The 17,719-nt window shown below is 38.8% G+C and carries 17 protein-coding genes and 1 riboswitch; of the genes, 15 read left to right on the top strand and 2 right to left on the bottom strand.

Annotated features, from left to right (window positions below):
• Positions 1-73 precede the first annotated feature (73 nt).
• Positions 74-2,140, bottom strand: a complete 2,067-nt coding sequence (locus tag MKY60_RS03320) for a transglycosylase domain-containing protein (protein ID WP_340928552.1) — start codon at positions 2,138-2,140, stop codon at positions 74-76.
• A gap of 167 nt (positions 2,141-2,307) precedes the next feature.
• Here MKY60_RS03320 and speE point away from each other — a divergent pair, with 167 nt between their 5' ends.
• Positions 2,308-3,141: a spermidine synthase gene (gene speE, locus MKY60_RS03325; RefSeq protein ID WP_093493763.1), complete on the top strand. Its 834-nt coding sequence runs from the start codon at positions 2,308-2,310 to the stop codon at positions 3,139-3,141.
• Positions 3,142-3,145: 4 nt separating this feature from the next.
• A complete protein-coding gene (speB, locus tag MKY60_RS03330) occupies positions 3,146-4,018 on the top strand; it encodes an agmatinase (protein ID WP_340928555.1) in 873 nt (290 codons plus the stop codon).
• Positions 4,019-4,207: 189 nt separating this feature from the next.
• Here the strand turns inward: speB and MKY60_RS03335 are convergent, their stop codons facing one another.
• Positions 4,208-5,281, bottom strand: coding sequence for a diguanylate cyclase (locus MKY60_RS03335; RefSeq protein ID WP_340928557.1), 1,074 nt, complete (start codon positions 5,279-5,281; stop codon positions 4,208-4,210).
• Between the two features lie 216 nt (positions 5,282-5,497).
• Here MKY60_RS03335 and MKY60_RS03340 point away from each other — a divergent pair, with 216 nt between their 5' ends.
• From MKY60_RS03340 to MKY60_RS03400, 13 genes are all read left to right on the top strand, one after another.
• Positions 5,498-5,917 (top strand): DUF1934 domain-containing protein, encoded by a 420-nt coding sequence (locus MKY60_RS03340; protein WP_340928559.1) that lies wholly within the window; start codon positions 5,498-5,500, stop codon positions 5,915-5,917.
• Entirely contained in the window at positions 5,918-7,585 is a 1,668-nt protein-coding gene (gene argS, locus MKY60_RS03345; protein ID WP_340928561.1) for an arginine--tRNA ligase, read from the top strand.
• Between the two features lie 828 nt (positions 7,586-8,413).
• A riboswitch (cobalamin riboswitch) is annotated at positions 8,414-8,554 on the top strand.
• A gap of 123 nt (positions 8,555-8,677) precedes the next feature.
• A complete protein-coding gene (locus MKY60_RS03350; RefSeq protein WP_090565711.1) occupies positions 8,678-9,646 on the top strand; it encodes an ABC transporter substrate-binding protein in 969 nt (322 codons plus the stop codon).
• Between the two features lie 4 nt (positions 9,647-9,650).
• A complete protein-coding gene (locus tag MKY60_RS03355; protein ID WP_445677997.1) occupies positions 9,651-10,634 on the top strand; it encodes a FecCD family ABC transporter permease in 984 nt (327 codons plus the stop codon).
• Position 10,635: 1 nt separating this feature from the next.
• Positions 10,636-12,105, top strand: a complete 1,470-nt coding sequence (locus MKY60_RS03360; RefSeq protein WP_340928567.1) for an adenosylcobinamide amidohydrolase — start codon at positions 10,636-10,638, stop codon at positions 12,103-12,105.
• Between the two features lie 2 nt (positions 12,106-12,107).
• On the top strand, positions 12,108-13,067 hold the full coding sequence (cbiB, locus tag MKY60_RS03365) for an adenosylcobinamide-phosphate synthase CbiB (RefSeq protein WP_340928568.1): 960 nt from the start codon (positions 12,108-12,110) through the stop codon (positions 13,065-13,067).
• On the top strand, positions 13,054-14,130 hold the full coding sequence (locus tag MKY60_RS03370; RefSeq protein ID WP_340928570.1) for a pyridoxal phosphate-dependent aminotransferase: 1,077 nt from the start codon (positions 13,054-13,056) through the stop codon (positions 14,128-14,130). The genes cbiB and MKY60_RS03370 overlap by 14 nt, the downstream gene beginning before the upstream one ends.
• Complete coding sequence (locus tag MKY60_RS03375; RefSeq protein ID WP_090565701.1) at positions 14,103-14,633, top strand: bifunctional adenosylcobinamide kinase/adenosylcobinamide-phosphate guanylyltransferase; 531 nt, start codon at positions 14,103-14,105, stop codon at positions 14,631-14,633. Before MKY60_RS03370 ends, MKY60_RS03375 begins: the two co-directional genes overlap by 28 nt.
• A gap of 9 nt (positions 14,634-14,642) precedes the next feature.
• A complete protein-coding gene (locus MKY60_RS03380; RefSeq protein WP_340928572.1) occupies positions 14,643-15,473 on the top strand; it encodes a cobyric acid synthase in 831 nt (276 codons plus the stop codon).
• Positions 15,474-15,484: 11 nt separating this feature from the next.
• Positions 15,485-16,219 (top strand): adenosylcobinamide-GDP ribazoletransferase, encoded by a 735-nt coding sequence (cobS, locus tag MKY60_RS03385; RefSeq protein WP_340879032.1) that lies wholly within the window; start codon positions 15,485-15,487, stop codon positions 16,217-16,219.
• Entirely contained in the window at positions 16,189-16,788 is a 600-nt protein-coding gene (locus tag MKY60_RS03390) for a histidine phosphatase family protein (protein ID WP_090565695.1), read from the top strand. Before cobS ends, MKY60_RS03390 begins: the two co-directional genes overlap by 31 nt.
• Entirely contained in the window at positions 16,740-17,141 is a 402-nt protein-coding gene (locus MKY60_RS03395; RefSeq protein ID WP_340928575.1) for a bifunctional adenosylcobinamide kinase/adenosylcobinamide-phosphate guanylyltransferase, read from the top strand. The genes MKY60_RS03390 and MKY60_RS03395 overlap by 49 nt, the downstream gene beginning before the upstream one ends.
• Positions 17,125-17,715, top strand: coding sequence for a cob(I)yrinic acid a,c-diamide adenosyltransferase (locus MKY60_RS03400; protein ID WP_340928577.1), 591 nt, complete (start codon positions 17,125-17,127; stop codon positions 17,713-17,715). Before MKY60_RS03395 ends, MKY60_RS03400 begins: the two co-directional genes overlap by 17 nt.
• Positions 17,716-17,719 lie beyond the last annotated feature (4 nt).

Genomic DNA, 17,719 nt, shown 5'->3' on the forward strand with positions numbered 1-17,719 from the left:
ATCCTAATTAGCCGATAATGTTTGAAATACGATGGGTTTTTAATCTAGTCTGACCTATTTTCCATTTTATACCTTATTCAAATAAATTAAATGGGAAGATAGACCAAGGAGGAGAATCTTCAGATTTATCCTCGAAAGTTTGCTGCTTCAATTTTGGATCGGTGCAAAGCTTAGTTGGCACATCTTTTTCCTTTAAATATACTAATCGCTGTTTTTCACAGGCAGATGTAGCGATTCCACCTGTCTCTATATCGACAATGACACCTTTCACACCGTCTGGAGCAACGAAGGGCTCGACTGGGAGTCCTTGATGAACAGCCTCCATAAATTCAATCCATACTTGTTTTGTTACTTGCTTCGCTTCTGCATCACTCACTTGTTTACCTTGATCGTACCCATTCCATACACCGGTTGTTAACTGTGGAGAGTAGCCTATCAAATATTGATCGGTGTTTGTAGTTCCAGATTTTGCAGCATAAGGTCTCGTTTGTTTTGCTCGAATACTAATACCAGTTGCAGGAGAATAGTCATTGAAAACAGGATCGAACATGCCTGTTAGTAAATGAGATAATATAAATGAATCTTGTTCGGTTAATACCTTTTTCCCTTTTATATCATTTTCCTTTATATCATAAATAACGTTTCCGCTTTTATCTGTTATTTTCGTAATATACGTAGGTTTTTTCTGGATTCCTCCAGCGGATATGGTATTATAAACTTTTGTCATTTCTAGTAAGGAAACTTCCGTTGTCCCCAGCGCTGTAGCAGGAGTATCCTTGACAGTCATATCCAAATTAAATCTTTCCGTTAATTGTTGAAATGGTTTATATCCAATTTCCTCCAACGTTTTAACTGCATAAATATTATCAGAAATAGCGAGAGCTTGTGCCAGAGAAATAGGGTGACCTGCAAACTCACCGTTCACATTTTTCGGTTCATATTCTTGGCGGCCATTATCATATGTGAAAATAGTACGTTCACTTTTCATATAAGTAAGGGGGGAGAATCCATTTTCCAAAGCTGCTGCAAATAATAATGCTTTTACGGTAGAACCAGGCTGTCTCTTAGCCTGCGTAACACGGTTAAATGGGCTATCCGCAAAATCTCGTCCGCCTACCATTGCTGTCACAAAACCAGTATCTGGTTCCATACTGACGAATCCTACTTGTAATTCTCCTTCTGGCATCCACTTTTCAATCATTTGTTCTGCTACTTGTTGATGCTGTTTGTTTAACGTAGTTTCAATCGTCCAGCCACCTTCCTCAATACGGCGACCTTTTTCTAAGGCAATATCTGTTGCCTCTTTCCACACTTCCTCTAAAAAATAAGGAGCGGTTTTCTGTTTAACTAAAGAGTCCTCTGCCTTTAATACGAAATTTTCGTTATACGCCCGTTCCTTTTGCTCTGTTGTTATCTTTTGCTGATTTTCCATCAATGTCAAGATGAGCTGCTGGCGAGTGACTGCTTTTTCTTCATTTACTAAAGGTGAATAGTAGGTAGGACCTTTCGGAATTCCGACTAAAAGTGCGGATTCAGCTAGAGTTAAAGATTTGGCGCTCTTTCCGAAATAAAATCTACTTGCTGCCTCGACGCCATACATACCGTGGCCAAAGTATACCGTATTCAGATATCCTTCTAACAGTTCATCCTTATCGTAGAAAATTTCTAATCGGTACGCATATAATGCTTCATTTATTTTTCTTGTCCAAGATTTTTCATGAGTTAGAAATAAATTCCGAGCGTATTGCTGCGTAATTGTACTGGCACCTTCCACCTTTTTACCGGCTTTTATATCCTTTAAAATAGCAGAAGCAATTCGAGAATAATCAAACCCGTGGTGCTCATAAAACTCCTGATCTTCAACTGCTACAGTAGCTTGCGGTAGAAAAGGGGACATTTCATCCAATGAAATCCAATATCTGCGTTGCTCCTTAAAACGATCACCGATAACATTCCCTTGACTGTCTAAGAAGACAGAAGAAATTGGCACTTGAATCATAGGGGCACCAACGATTTGAGCGTATATTCGGAGCGTGATGAATGCGCTAAAAAGTGCACAAATAGCTGCAATACTTAAAAGTAACAGCCTTTTCCATCTTTTAGTTCGTATGACCTTTTTTCTGTATTGAATACGCCCCATGAAATCAACTCCGTTCTAATTGATATTTTCATTAGTATGAGAACAATAGATTCAAATTAAACGGAAAAACAAAAAAGTATTGCACTTTTGTCAAAAAGCACTATACTTTCAATGTATTTATTTTTTTAATAAATAACAAAACCCATTATAGAAACGGAGATAGATAAATGGCTGGATTTTGGTTTACAGAGAAGCAAACCGAGAATTTTGGCATCACAATGAAGGTGAAACGCACTCTTCATACCGAGCAGACAGATTTTCAATTGTTAGAAATGGCAGAAACTGAAGAATGGGGAAATATGCTCTTTTTAGATGGTATGGTAATGACCTCTCAAAAAGACGAATTTGTATACCATGAAATGGTTGCACATGTTCCTTTATTCACACATCCTAACCCTGAAAATGTGTTAGTAGTTGGTGGTGGAGACGGTGGAGTAATTCGTGAAATTATGAAGCATCCTAAAGTGAAGAAAGCAACGCTTGTTGATATAGATGGAAAAGTAATTGAGTACTCAAAAGTATACTTACCAGAAATTGCATGTGAATTAGATAACCCTCGTGTAGATGTTCAAGTAGGAGATGGTTTCATGCATATAGCTGAGTCTGAAAATGAATATGATGTAATTATGGTAGATTCTACAGAGCCAGTTGGACCTGCAGTAAACCTATTTACAAAAGGCTTCTACGCTGGAATTTCTAAAGCGTTAAAAGAAGACGGTCTATTTGTTGCGCAATCGGACAACCCTTGGTTCAAGGCAGATTTAATCCGCCAAGTTCAAAAAGATGTGAAAGAAATTTTCCCAATTACAAATATGTATTTGGCGAATATTCCGACATATCCAAGTGGATTATGGTGCTTTACAATCGGATCTAAGAAGTATGATCCATTACAAGTGCCAGATGAGCAATTTTTTGATATTGAAACAAAATACTATACAAAAGAGCTTCACAAAGCGGCATTTGTACTACCAAAATTTGTGAAAGACCTTGCAGGAGAGTAAGCCCATGCGATTCGAAGAAGCATACTCAGGTAATGTATTTATAAAAAGTAAACAAAATTATGATGAAGCACAGGCAGTTATCTACGGTATGCCAATGGATTGGACAGTAAGCTATCGTCCTGGCTCGCGTTTTGGCCCTGGGCGGATCCGTGAAGCTTCAATCGGCTTAGAGGAATATAGCCCGTATCTTGACCGCGAGCTAGATGACGTGAACTATTTTGATGCAGGGGATATTCCACTACCATTCGGTAATGCAGAAAAGAGCTTAGATTTAATATCGGGTTTTATTCGTCAACTATTGCTAAATGGGAAAATCCCTGTAGGCATGGGAGGCGAACATTTAGTGTCATGGCCTGTCATGAAAACAGTGGCAGATAACTATGACAATCTTGCGATTATTCATATGGACGCGCATACAGATCTACGTGAAGAATACGAAGGTGAACCGCTTTCTCACTCCACACCAATCCGTAAAATCGCCGAATACATCGGTCCAAAAAACGTCTACTCATTCGGAATTCGCTCTGGTATGAAAGAAGAGTTCGATTGGGCGAAAGAAAACGGCATGCAAATTCATAAATTCGAAGTATTAGAGCCTTTGAAAAAAGTGCTACCAACATTAGAGGGGCGTCCTGTCTATGTAACAATCGATATCGACGTACTGGACCCAGCGCACGCACCTGGAACAGGAACAGTAGACTGCGGAGGAATCACAAGCCGTGAGCTATTGGCTTCTATTCACGCAATTGCAAATTCTGGTCTAAACGTTGTAGGCTTTGACCTAGTAGAAGTAGCACCGAATTATGATCCTTCGGAACAGACCGTAAATACAGCTTCGAAGCTTCTGCGCGAAATGATCTTAGGATGGGTTAAATAGAAAACATAAAAACGTGATGTCATTAGGACATCACGTTTTTATTGATTAAATATGAGTCTGGATTCTGCCTTAACTATTTCTCTCCATCAGTATCACTTGATTAGGGAAAATAAAACCACAAGTATAAGTGTCACTTTAGTGAACAATATACTTGTGGTTTCAATTGAAAATTTCATTCCATTATTAATTCTAATTGATATGTATTACTTTATTTCTTCCAGAAGTTTTAGCCAAGTAAAGGGCTTCATCAGCAAGCTTATACAATTCATGAGTTGTTATAGCATCTTCTGGGTAAGTACTAACACCACCTGAAATAGTTATACTCAGTTTTTCTCCTGTTGAGATCAGGAACAAGTTTTTCTCAATTGATAATCTAATGAGATCTGCAATTTCTATGCTCTTATCATCTGTAGTATTTGGAAGGATGACTGAAAATTCTTCTCCTCCATTTCGAGAAACAATACCTCCGAATGGTTTACTTGTATCTTTTATTCGGAGTGCTAATTCTTTCAATACTTCATCTCCAACAGGATGTCCGTATGTATCATTTACCTTTTTGAAATAGTCAATATCCAACAATAGTAGTGAAAATACTTCATTATTTTCTATAAGCTGTTGAGTACATTCTTGAAATTTCCGGTTATTATTCAAGCCAGTTAGATAGTCTGTTGCAGACATCTCTTCAATATGTTTTATCTTTTCAAAAAGAGAGCTAAGTAGTTTAAGAATTACAAAAATAATGGAAAACGACAAGACTGAAAATACTATAAAGCTTATAATGGCCAACCACGTTTCAAATTTCCAATTGCCTAAGAAACCTAAAACAATAGAAGTTTGCAAGATGGAATATCCAAAAAAGTAAGGGACGTTTTGAAAGGTCATCGTTTTCTTCCAACTCCAAAGTCCAATAACTAGTCCTATTACGATAGTGCTGCTACCAGCAATCAGTGCATTCGTGGAATATCCGTACATGAATAGGCGGAAGACCCCGATTATTGTTCCGCTTATAATAGGTGCAAACGGCCCTCCTAAGACACCGGATAATGCAATAACCGCCATTCTCCCATCCACAATAAAGAAATCAGAAATGCTAACAGAGGTTAACATTAATAGACAACCAGTAAATCCGCTTAATATCCCAAGTATAAATCGGGCGTAATTATAAGATGGTATATAAACATTTAATTTATTTTGAAATGGAATATAGGTAAGAATTGCAAAAGTAAACAAAATACAAAAATTAATAACAAAGTCAATAAGCACAAAGGTCACCTTCTTAAAATATCTCGGTCCATTATAACCTTTCGAGTATGAATAGTATATTACTTTTTCAGTGATTAGTTGTCACATTCCTTAATATTAAGATATAATATGAAGGTTATAGTAAAAAAATATATGATATTGTGAATTGTCTTCCAGTTGCGGTCAATAATCGCTTTTAGGAAATCATAAATAAAACTTCTACAAAGGATGATAGGCATGTCTACTCCATTACAAAAGACAGTAAATATAAGACTAGTTTCTACGATTCGTCATCCGAATGTACAAGAAGAAACAATCAATATAGAAATCAAAGGCACTTTAACACTAAAAGGTGAACAGTATTATCTAGTTTATGAAGAAATGCAAGATCAAAAGATAACTCGAACTATTGTGAAGTTAGGTGGACAGACCGCGTTGATACTACGAAATGGTGGAGTTAAGATGCGCTTGCCATTTGAACGGGGAGAACTACAAACGGGTAGCTACGATACTCAATATGGAACAATAATTATTACTACAAAAACAAAGCATTTACATTTTGATGACGGCCATTTTCAAGTGGAATATGAGCTAATCATAAATGAAGAAGTTGCTGGTACATATACATTAGAACTAATTTATACGGAGGCGGAATAAATGAACACAGTAGAACAGCTACAACAATCCATTAAAGACGCATTACAACAAGCAATTATAAAAGCAGAACTTGTAACGGAAGAGCAAATTCCTGCAATCCAACTTGAAACACCAAGAGATAAGGCAAATGGTGATTACGCAACAAATATTGCAATGCAGCTAACAAAACTTGCGAAAAAGAATCCTCGTCAAGTGGCGGATGCAATCGTGGAAAATCTTGATATGTCAGGAACAATGATGGAAAAGATTGATATCGCTGGTCCTGGATTCATGAATATCACGGTTCGTAAAGATTACTTACAAGATGTAGTAAAGGCTGCCCTTACAGAAAAAGAAAACTTTGGCCGTTCAACTTCAGGTGCGGGAGAAAAAATTCAAGTGGAATTCGTATCAGCTAATCCAACTGGTGACTTACATTTAGGGCATGCCCGTGGAGCATCTGTAGGAGATTCTTTATGTAATGTGCTTGATTTTGCTGGATTTGACGTTGCTCGCGAATATTATATTAACGATGCCGGAAACCAAATTCATAACCTAGCTATTTCGATTGAAGCTCGTTATTTCCAAGCTTTAGGATTAGATAAAGAAATGCCTGAAGGTGGCTACCACGGGCAGGATATTATCGACATCGCAGCTGCTCTTGTTGCAGAACATGGCGAAAAATTTGTATCGATGTCGGATGAAGAACGCTACAAAGCATTCCGTGCACATGGGTTAAAAGTAGAGCTTGCAAAACTTCAAAAAGACTTAGCTGATTTCCGTGTTGGTTTTGATAACTGGTTCTCGGAAACATCTTTATATGAGAACCGTAAAATTGAAGTAGCTTTAGATAAATTACGTGCGAACGGTCATATTTTTGAAAAAGAAGGAGCAACTTGGTTCCGTTCTACTACATTTGGAGACGACAAGGACCGTGTACTTATCAAAAGTGATGGCTCTTTCACATATTTATTGCCCGATATTGCATACCACGAAGATAAATTAGTTCGTGGATTCGATCAATTGATCAACATATGGGGAGCAGATCATCACGGCTATATACCACGTATGAAAGCGGCAATTGAGGCGCTTGGGTATGAGCGTGAAAAACTTGAAGTATCAATTATTCAAATGGTTCAACTATATAAAGACGGCGAAAAAATGAAAATGAGTAAACGTACTGGGAAAGCTGTTACAATGCGTGAGCTTGTGGAAGAAGTAGGTCTAGACGCAGTACGTTACTTCTTCGGTATGCGATCAGGTGATTCACATATGGACTTCGACTTAGACTTAGCTGTTTCTCAATCTAATGAAAACCCAGTGTTCTACGCTCAATATGCACATGCACGTATTTGTTCAATTTTACGATCAGCAGAAACGCAAGGCATGAAAGTGTCGACTGATTCACTTGAATTATTGCAAAGTGAAAAAGAATTAGATTTACTGAAGAAAATTGGTGACTTCCCACAAATAGTTGCAGATGCTGCAAAACTTCGTGCACCTCATCGAATTGCAATTTATATCCAAGAATTAGCTACGACATTCCATAGCTTCTATAATGCGGATAAAGTACTGAATTCGGATAACGTGACGCAATCAGAAGCTCGCCTTGCACTTGTAACAGCAGCACGTCAAACAATCTCAAATGCATTGCGCCTACTGGGTGTATCTGCACCTGAACAAATGTAATCCTAAACCCTCGACCTTGGTTGAGGGTTTTCTTATGCTGTTCATTTGGAATTAATATCCACAACGCGAGTAAGTGCCGCTCAAGAGCAAGTAAGCCTAGCCCGTCCGCAAGTATTTCTATCCTGAACGCAAGTAAAGGTCCGGTGACACCAAGTAAACAACAAAACGAGAGCAAGTAAACGTTAATTCCTCTCTTATATCAGAGCAATCTCCAAATTATCAAGTTGAAAAATTGGAATTAACTTCCTGAACGCAAGTAAAGGTCCGGTGACAGCAAGTAAACAACAAACGAGAGCAAGTAAACGTTAATTCCTCTTTTATATTAAAGCAATCTCCAAATTATCAAGTTAAAAAATTGGTATTAACTTCTTGAACGCAAGTAAATACCTCTCAAGAGCAAGTAAGCCTAGCCTATTCACAAGTATTTCTATCTTGAACGCAAGTAAAAGTCCAGTGACAACAAGTAAACAACAAACGAGAGCAAGTAAACGTTAATTCCTCTTTTATATTAAAGCAATCTCCAAATTATCAAGTTAAAAAATTGGTATTAACTTCTTGAACGCAAGTAAATACCTCTCAAGAGCAAGTAAGCCTAGCCTATTCACAAGTATTTCTATCTTGAACGCAAGTAAAAGTCCAGTGACAACAAGTAAACAACAAACGAGAGCAAGTATATGTTAACTCACCTCTTATGCGAGAGAGATCCCTAGCTATACGAGAGAGATACGCATATGAACGAGAGAGCTCACCTCCAAACCAAAACGCCAACAATAAAAAACGAAGTCGACAGTCATAAAAAATAAGGTATAATGAAGACAAAGCAACATCAATAAATAAATGCATAGAGGTGCTCTAGTTACGGATTGCTAGAGTTAAAAGGGAAGCTGGTTAAAGTCCAGCACGGTCCCGCCACTGTATGTGATGCAACACATCATAAGTCAGAAAACCTGCCTATATGCTTTACGCCCGTTACCTACGAGGATAGGTTTGGTGTAGGTCTGGCTCATTGTGTTTTCGTGCAGATTTATACCTATCTATCTCTCATCAAAAGGATGGGAGATTTTTTATTGGCTTAAATAGGAGGAATGTAAAATGAAGAAATTATGGCAGTTATGGATGACATCCGCTTTAGCAGTTCTATTGCTAGTAGGATGCGGACAAGAAGAAGTTAAACCTGAAGAAAATACAGGAAATACGCAACAAGAAACAGTAGTAGATGAAACAACTTTCCCAATTACAATGACCGATGCAGTCGGTACTGAAATTACATTAGAGGAAGCACCAAAAACAATCGTTTCTATGCAACCAAGTAATACAGAAATTTTATTTGCACTTGGATTAAATGATGAAATTGTTGGAGTTAATGATTACGATAACTACCCAGAAGAAGCGCTTGAAAAAGAGAAAATCGGTGGTATGGAATTCAACGTGGAAAAGATCGTAGCGATGAATCCGGATATTGTATTTGCTCATGAATCTGCCTTGGGTGTGGGTGAAGCTGGATTTCAACAAATTCGCGACGCTGGAGTAAAAGTATACGTAGTGAAAAATGCAACGGACTTCAATGAAACATATACAACAATTGAGGAAATTGGTCGTGCTACTGGTAAATCTGAGGAAGCACAACAAATTGTAGAAGATATGAAAGCAAAAGTAGCAGAAGTTAAAGAGAAAGTAGCAAAAGTAGAAACGAAGAAAACTGTATTCGTTGAAACTTCAGATGTTCCGGAAATTTATACACCTGGTAAAGAAACGTTCATGCAAGAAATCTTAGATATGGTGAATGCTGAGAATATTGCAGCGGATCAAGAAGGCTGGTTTAAAATAGAACCAGAAGAAATTGTTAACCGTAATCCGGACGTAATTATTGTAATGTATAGCTATGTAGAAGGAATTGTGGATAGCGTGAAAGCTCGTGACGGGTTCGATTCTATTACAGCAGTGAAAAACAATGAAGTTATACAAGTAGATGAGAACCTAACAAGTCGTACAGGTCCACGTCTTGCAGAGGGATTAGAAGAAGTAGCGAAAGCAATTTATCCAGAGGCTTTTAGTGAGTAAAGCCTTGATCGGCTACATCTTGTCCATAATAGCTCTTTTTGTAGCAATTTGGCTAGGTGTATCGGTCGGATCCGTAAAGGTACCGATCAGCACATTATGGGATACGGGAGCAGATGCAATCGCGACCAATATCGTTTGGAAAATTCGCATGCCACGTGTGGTGCTTGCAGGACTAGTAGGTGCATCACTAGCCATTGCAGGTGCTGCATTTCAAGGGTTATTAAAAAATCCGCTTGCCGATCCTTATACGTTAGGAGTGTCGTCCGGTGCCTCAGTTGGTGCCGTGGCTACGCTCTTTTTCGGTATTTCGGTGCCGTTTTTAGGAATATTCACATTGCCTGTTTTCAGTATGATTGGGGCTCTAGTTACGATGCTACTTGTTATTACATTTGCCAAGCTAGTCGATCGTTCGATGAAAATGGAAACAATTATTTTGACTGGAATTATTTTTAGTTCTTTTTTAGGTTCTGTAATTTCGTTAATGATTGCATTGACAGGAGAAGAATTGAGACAAATTATTGGATGGCTACTCGGAAGTGTATCAATGCGCGGATGGAGTTTTGTTCAAATGGCATTGCCGTTTGTAGTTATTGGCACGATTTTATTGTGGTTAAACAGAAGAGAGTTAAATGCAATGTTATTTGGAGAAGAACGTGCACAGCATTTAGGGGTCAATGTGAAAAAGCGGAAAATGATGATTTTAATTGGCGGCTCCATGCTGACAGGAACAGCGGTCGCTGTATCTGGAACGATTGGATTCGTAGGGCTTGTCGTTCCGCATATGACAAGGCTATTATTTGGTTCCGATAACCGTCACGTGTTACCACTTAGCTTCATAAATGGAGCAGCATTATTAATCATCTGTGATTTAATGTCTCGTACGATTATTTCTCCAACTGAACTACCGATTGGTGTGATAACTGCATTTATTGGGGCACCAGTTTTTGCATTTATTTTCTTTAGACAACGGAAAAAAGGAGGCATTTAATATGTTACAAGTGAGAAATGTATCGGGTGGATATGATCACAAATTAATCGTTAAAAACGTCTCATTTGAAGTTGGAAAAGGTGAAATGCTTGGAATTCTTGGACCAAATGGAAGCGGAAAATCTACACTACTAAAAGTAATAAGCGGTATTTTACATATGGCGGCCGGAGAAGTTTTGATTGAAGGGAAATCGTTAAGGTCTCATTCATCGAAAGAGCTTGCGAAAAAAATGGCGGTTTTACCACAATTACATAGTCATGCTTTTTCTCATTCTGTGAGAGACACGATCGCACTTGGCCGATATCCCCATCAAAGTGGATTGTTTTCTTCATGGTCGGATGGAGATGAAACGGCGGTTATTGAAGCGATGCAGCTAACAGCGATGGAAAGATACGAGCATCAAATGCTAGACCTATTATCTGGTGGGGAACAACAACGTGTATTTGTTGCCCAAGCACTTGCTCAACAAGCACCTTTACTCCTACTGGACGAACCGACCAATCATCTAGACATTGCACATCAAAAACAATTACTTGATACGATTAAAACACAGGCGATTGAAAAAGGAATCACTATTATTAGTGTATTTCATGATATAAATCTCGCATCTCTATACTGTGATCGTCTGCTATTAATGGATCACGGGGAGGTACAAGTAATAGGCGCACCTCAGGAAGTAGTGAAGAAAGATCAAATTGAATCGGTGTATCAAGCCCGTATTAGTACAAATCCTCACCCTGAACGTCCGAAGCCTCAAATTACAATTCTTCCGGATGTAAATGAAAAGCAGAATGATGAGCTTATCACAGCAGAGAACTTTCAAGTTACGGCAGAATTGGTTATATTTCAAGCTGAAACGCAACTCAAAACATGGTCATCCGCAGTGATTAATGCAGGAAGTGGCTGGTACAAAAACTTCGTCAATAGAAGAGTGGACGCTAGCTATGCTTGCGATAATGTAAAAGAAGAAATGCTTGAATACTTAGCGGAGAACGGTTTTTCTGAAGCAGATACAGTAGGAATGATGACCGCAGTAAAGACTACGGATGCTGTCATTAAAGAATATGACACACCTTTTGGAAGCATCGTCATTATGGTTACTGCAGGAGTAGGGAATGCAGTGGACGTCTCTAGAACACATGAAGTAGAGATGCTTCCAGCAATTGGTACCATTAATACATGGATAATTGTGAATGGAGAACTTTCAGACGAAGCTTTTATTCAATCAGTTATTACAGCTACCGAATCAAAAACGAAAGCACTCGCTTTTGAACAGGTAAAGGACCCTCGTACTGGAACGATTGCTACCGGAACATCTACGGATAGTGTACTAATAGCAGCGACCCAAAAAAGGACACATATTCCATATGCTGGACCAATCACGGAAATAGGGAAAAAAATAGGACTCGGTGTGTATGAATGCACAGTGGAAGCTATTCAAGTCTACAAAAAAGCAAAAGGTTGGGAGTAGGCATGGGTCCACATATAATTGCAATAGCGATTGGCTTAATATTGGATAGAATAATTGGAGATCCACCGAGTTGGCCGCATCCAGTTAAATTGATTGGAACGCTTATTTCGAAACTAACAGCTTGGTTGAATAAAGGAAGAGCACGCAAAGCGAAAGGGTTTTTACTTGTTTTTATAGTCGTTGGTTTAACATTCTCTGTCACACTAGCTTTACTAATAGGTTCATACTCCGTACATATATGGGTGGGGATTGCGGTAGAAAGTATACTAATCGCATCTGGGCTTGCACAGAAAAGTTTAAAAGTGGCAGCATTAGATGTATATAAACCGTTAGTAGCAAAAGATTTACCGTCCGCAAGACAAAAGCTTTCGTGGATTGTCGGTCGTGATACAGAAAAGTTAGATGAACAAGAAGTTACTCGTGGCGTCGTAGAAACAGTATCAGAAAATATTAGTGACGGAATAACTGCGCCACTTTTTTATGCATTTGTGTTTGCTGGTGCGCCTGGACTTTGGTTATACAAAGCGATAAATACGCTCGATTCAATGGTCGGTTATAAAAATGAAAAATACGAGGACTTCGGATTTGCAGCCGCAAAGCTGGATGACATAGCGAACTATATACCAAGCCGATTAACTGGCTATATTATCATGCTGTGGGGCAAAAAAGAGAGTGGAATGCCTTTTAGCAAACGGATGAGAGGCTGGTGGCAGGATGCGAAAAAACATCCAAGTCCAAATAGTGGCTATTTAGAAGCAGCGACTGCTTATCAGCTAGGCATTCAACTTGGAGGCATCAATACATATAAAGGAATCGTTTCTAACCGTGCACTCATGGGAATTGGAGAGGTTCCATTATCGCCAAACCATATATTAAGCACCATCTCTCATATGAATACTGCTGTAGTTCTATTTTGGCTGTGGATGATGGTCATTGGAGGGGTTTTATTTGGCATTACCTAATCATGGTGCAAATGCTCATCATGTATATGAGCGACTCGGAATCGAAATGCCCGAAACGGTTATTGACTATAGTGAAAATGTGAATCCATTAGGAGCACCGACGTTTGTGAATGAAAAATGGTCAACCTATGCACAGCTAATCACAAAATACCCAGATCCACAGGGAGAACCATTTTTATCGGCAGCTGCAAAATATCACGGTATTTCGGTTGAAAATACGGTTATTGGAAATGGGGCAGCGGAAATATTTGCGAGCCTTGCAAAACGGTATGAAAATAAACGTGCAGTATTGATTCATCCGACTTTTTCCGAATATGAAGCAACACTTGCACCTTACAATGTATACATAAAAGAGATAATTGCGACTGGGAAAGTCCCTTTGGACGAAGTTCTCGATGAAGTAGAGTTTGCGGAAGTAATCTACATTTGTAGACCTAATAATCCGACCGGTTATTTAATCCCACTGGAAGAAATTATTCAAATAGCAAAATATGCGATGAGATATAAATGTGAAGTTATATTAGACGAAGCATTTCTAGATTTTATAGATGAAAAAGAATCTTTTATCCCGTATTTAAAGGAATTTCCAAATGTTATTGTCGTACGCTCAATGACGAAAATGTATGCAATCCCTGGTATTCGACTTGGATACGCTTTAGCTAATAAATCCATCGTAAACGATATACGCTCGAGAATGCCACACTGGAATAGTAATGCGATTGCGGCGACAATTGGAGCAGAGTGTTTGCTAGAGGAAGATTATCGAATGCGAGCAATCGCTTTCGCAAAAGAAATGCGTGAACAAATGACGGTGTTTCTAGTGAAATGGAACTGTATTGTGTTACCATCAGCGACTAACTTTCTCTGTTTTCAACTACCAGATTCTTCACGTTCTAAAGAGTTTTTCGAAAGTTTATTAGCCAAAGGATGCGTCCTCCGCCATACAGAAAATTTCAAAGGGCTAGATGGAAAATGGTTTCGGGTGGGCATGAAAGAAATTTCTCAAATGGAGCATTTGCAAAAGGAGATGACCGCATGGTTCGTGGAAAACTTGTCTTCATAACGGGCGGTGTACGTAGTGGAAAAAGCAGCTTTGCTGAATATTACCTAATGGATAAGCGGGCAAACCGAAATGTGTATATAGCTTCTGGCGTTGCAGTGGATAAAGAAATGAAAGAGCGTATAAAAAGACATCAAGTTGACCGTAAAAGCTACCCAGTCGAGTGGGTGACGATTGAGCAACCGCGTAATCTCGAACAAATCATTCCCAAAATCCAAAAAGATGATGGCATCCTATGGGATTGTGTCACGACCTGGCTAGCTAATGAACTGTATGAAGGGCAAATGGAGAAAGTAGAGCAGCAGCTATACGAGACAATAGACCAGCTATTAAAAAAAACAAAGATAGTTGTAATTGTTTCAAATGAAGTACTCGATGAACCTGTATCAAAGTATGAATTTACAGCTCTATATCAAGCGTGGATTGGGCAAATCCATCAAAAGCTTGTTTCGAAGGCAGATCATGCCTTCGAAATGGAATATGGCGTCAGTCATCAGTGGAAATGAGGGATATAGATGAAGGGCTTAATGGTCCAAGGTACTGCTTCTAGTGTAGGGAAAAGTTTGGTTTGTACAGCTATTTGTCGACTACTTGCTAATGAAGGAAAGCAAGTAGCCCCCTTTAAATCGCAAAATATGTCGAGCTTAAGCATCCATACAGAAGATGGGTTGGAAATAAGTGTCTCGCAATCTTTGCAAGCAAGAGCTGCAAAAATCTCTTATTTAGCCGAAATGAATCCCATATTATTAAAGCCAGCGAGGAACTTGGAGTCGGATATAATTGTTTTAGGAAGAAAGTTGGATAGAATGAGTGGCATGCGCTACAGGGAACAATTTTTTGAAAAAGGGCAAGAACTCATTAAAAATAGTTTGAATTTGCTGTCTGAATCCTATGAGTATGTGATATTAGAAGGTGCTGGCAGTCCTGTTGAAGTAAATTTACGTGATCGTGAACTAGTAAATATGCGTGTTGCTGATCTGGCAGATGTGCCGGTAATATTAGTAGCCAATATTGAGTATGGCGGCGTGTTTGCATCCATTGTCGGTACGCTTGTACTACTTCCAGAAGTACAAAGAGCACGTGTAAAAGGAATAATTATCAACAAGTTTCAAGGAGACGTTTCTCTGTTTGAGGACGGAATCGATTTCATCGAAACGTACACAGGTATCGATGTTTTAGGAGTCATCCCTTATTTTGCAAATGAGTTTGAGGAAGAAGACGGCGAAGAAAAAAGAGGGCAAATGGCATCAGATGAACAAATTAATGAATGGGCATACCATTTTAAAAAGCATGTACAATGGGAGAAAGTATTAAGCCTATTAAAGAATGATGTGGTGGGAAAATGAGGAGCATTTTGTTGGCACTTCAATTTTTTACGGTCATTCCAGTAAATAAAAACCTGCCGATGGAAAAACGAGCAATTACAGGGATGTACAGTATTTTTCCTTGGATAGGAGCAGGCATTGGAGCAATTGCTTGTTTAGTCCTCTACTTTGAATGGAGTCCAATAATGACAGGGTTTAGTATTGTACTTCTAGGGGTTGTACTATCTGGAGGACTTCATATGGACGGATATATCGACACATCGGATGCATTCTTTTCCTACAAAGATCGATTGAAGCGATTCGAAATACTAGAGGATCCGCGAGTGGGTGCTTTTGGTGTAATGGCGGTTGTGTTCTTAGTTATTGGTAAAGTAATTATTATATCTGAAGTATTATCGACAGAATCCTTTCACTGGATTTTCGTTATGCTTATCCCATTTTTCTCTAGAGCTCTACTTGGAATCCTATTTTCAGTAACGAACAGTGCTAAAACGAGTGGACTGGCTTATTATTTCAAGGGAAAAATGAATGCCAATGTCGTTACAATTACAACAGCATGTCACTTTTTTATTGGCCTAGTAGTTTTAGGATGGATGACCAATTGGGTGGTTGCTGTCACTATAGCCGCTGTGTTATTTGCATTTATTTGTTTGTTCCGCAGTTGGGTATTGAAAAACTTCGGTGGAGTTACTGGTGATTTACTTGGTGCAAGCGTAGAAATTTCGGAGGTGGTGCTATGGCTAACCCTTTTGCTATTGTTCTCGTAAGACATTTTCCAACGCAAGGAAATCGAGACAAAAAGTATATCGGCTGGACTGACGAACCAATCATTACTGGAATGAAAACGAAAAAAATTTCATTTGAAACTAATCAAATAATTGGCAGCGACTTAATGCGTTGCAAGCAAACAGCAGCGAAAATTTTTAGTGAAGTTCCTTATATTGAGAATTCAAATTTTCGAGAATGCTCCTTTGGTGATTGGGAACAAAAAACATATAATGAATTAAAAGATGAAGCTCAATACAGAAATTGGCTTGATGATCCGAGGCAAATAGCCCCACCAAATGGAGAGTCAATGCAAGCAATGGAAAAACGGGTGCTAGAAGCCTTATTAGAAACAGTCGAAAAGGTAGAGCACCCGATAATCGTTACGCATGGTGGGCCTATTCGTTTTATACTGACCAGGTTTGCAAATATAGAAAAGAGTTTTTGGGATTGGGAAGTACCTCACGGGATTATGTTTACATTGCATTGGCCGGATAAAAAAGCTGTATTGGAGGGGGAACGATGCATGTCATTTTCGGTGGAGCATTTAATGGAAAACGAGCGTATGTAGAGAATATGATACAAGGCCGTAAAGCCCAGTGGATAGATGCAGAATTAGATGTGCTTGTTTTATTACCAGATGTAGAAGTGGTTGTTATTCTTGGAGTTGAAAATCTGCTAGAATCAAAAGGCAAAAAGTTAATCGAAAAATTGGAAATATGGGATAAACAAGCGGAAGTAATAGTTATAGCAACGGAAATCGGACGTGGAATTGTACCGATGGATGCAAGTATGCGCAAACTTCGGGATGATGTTGGTCGATTTTATCAGCAGCTTTTTACAAAGGCATCACGTGTAACACGAATTTGGTATGGTATTTCACAAACATTAAAGGGAGATGAGCAAATTGAAAATTTACACTAAAACTGGAGACAAAGGACAAACAGGTTTGATCGGGGGAAGAACGGACAAAGACGATATCCGAGTGGAAGCTTATGGAACAATTGATGAAGTGAATTCATTTATTGGAAAAGCAGTAACAGAGCTAGATCCAGCAAAATTTGCGGATATCTTAGAAGATTTAGAAACGATACAGCATGAGCTATTTGACTGTGGTGGAGACCTTGCAAATGTTTCAAATCGTCGTGTATATAAAATGACGGACGAAGCAATCGATGCAATGGAAAAAAGAATCGATGTACTAGTAGAAGAAGGTCCAGTTTTGGAGAGATTCATCCTACCAGGCGGAACTCCCGCTGCTGCAACACTTCATATAGCTCGCACAATTACTAGACGTGCAGAGCGTTTGACGGTGACGTTAACGAAAACACAAGAGGATGTACCAACAGTAGTACAACGTTACTTAAACCGTTTGTCCGATTATTTATTTGCAGCAGCTCGCGTGGCAAATGTGAGAGAAAACGTATCGGACGTTGAATACGTACGAAGTGCAAAAGTATTTAAAAACGTAGGAAGCGAGAAGAAAGAAAAGGAGTAACAAT

This window comes from Psychrobacillus sp. FSL K6-1415, assembly GCF_038003185.1.
Classification (GTDB): Bacteria; Bacillota; Bacilli; order Bacillales_A; family Planococcaceae; genus Psychrobacillus; species Psychrobacillus psychrodurans.

Bases quoted from the DNA above. Each gene is read 5' to 3' on its own strand.
- MKY60_RS03320 (WP_340928552.1), bottom strand. From the start codon at position 2,140: ATGGGGCGTATTCAATACAGAAAAAAGGTCATACGAACTAAAAGATGG.
- speE (WP_093493763.1), top strand. From the start codon at position 2,308: ATGGCTGGATTTTGGTTTACAGAGAAGCAAACCGAGAATTTTGGCATC.
- speB (WP_340928555.1), top strand. From the start codon at position 3,146: ATGCGATTCGAAGAAGCATACTCAGGTAATGTATTTATAAAAAGTAAA.
- MKY60_RS03340 (WP_340928559.1), top strand. From the start codon at position 5,498: ATGTCTACTCCATTACAAAAGACAGTAAATATAAGACTAGTTTCTACG.
- argS (WP_340928561.1), top strand. From the start codon at position 5,918: ATGAACACAGTAGAACAGCTACAACAATCCATTAAAGACGCATTACAA.
- MKY60_RS03350 (WP_090565711.1), top strand. From the start codon at position 8,678: ATGAAGAAATTATGGCAGTTATGGATGACATCCGCTTTAGCAGTTCTA.
- MKY60_RS03360 (WP_340928567.1), top strand. From the start codon at position 10,636: ATGTTACAAGTGAGAAATGTATCGGGTGGATATGATCACAAATTAATC.
- cbiB (WP_340928568.1), top strand. From the start codon at position 12,108: ATGGGTCCACATATAATTGCAATAGCGATTGGCTTAATATTGGATAGA.
- MKY60_RS03375 (WP_090565701.1), top strand. From the start codon at position 14,103: ATGGTTCGTGGAAAACTTGTCTTCATAACGGGCGGTGTACGTAGTGGA.
- MKY60_RS03380 (WP_340928572.1), top strand. From the start codon at position 14,643: ATGAAGGGCTTAATGGTCCAAGGTACTGCTTCTAGTGTAGGGAAAAGT.
- MKY60_RS03390 (WP_090565695.1), top strand. From the start codon at position 16,189: ATGGCTAACCCTTTTGCTATTGTTCTCGTAAGACATTTTCCAACGCAA.
- MKY60_RS03395 (WP_340928575.1), top strand. From the start codon at position 16,740: ATGCATGTCATTTTCGGTGGAGCATTTAATGGAAAACGAGCGTATGTA.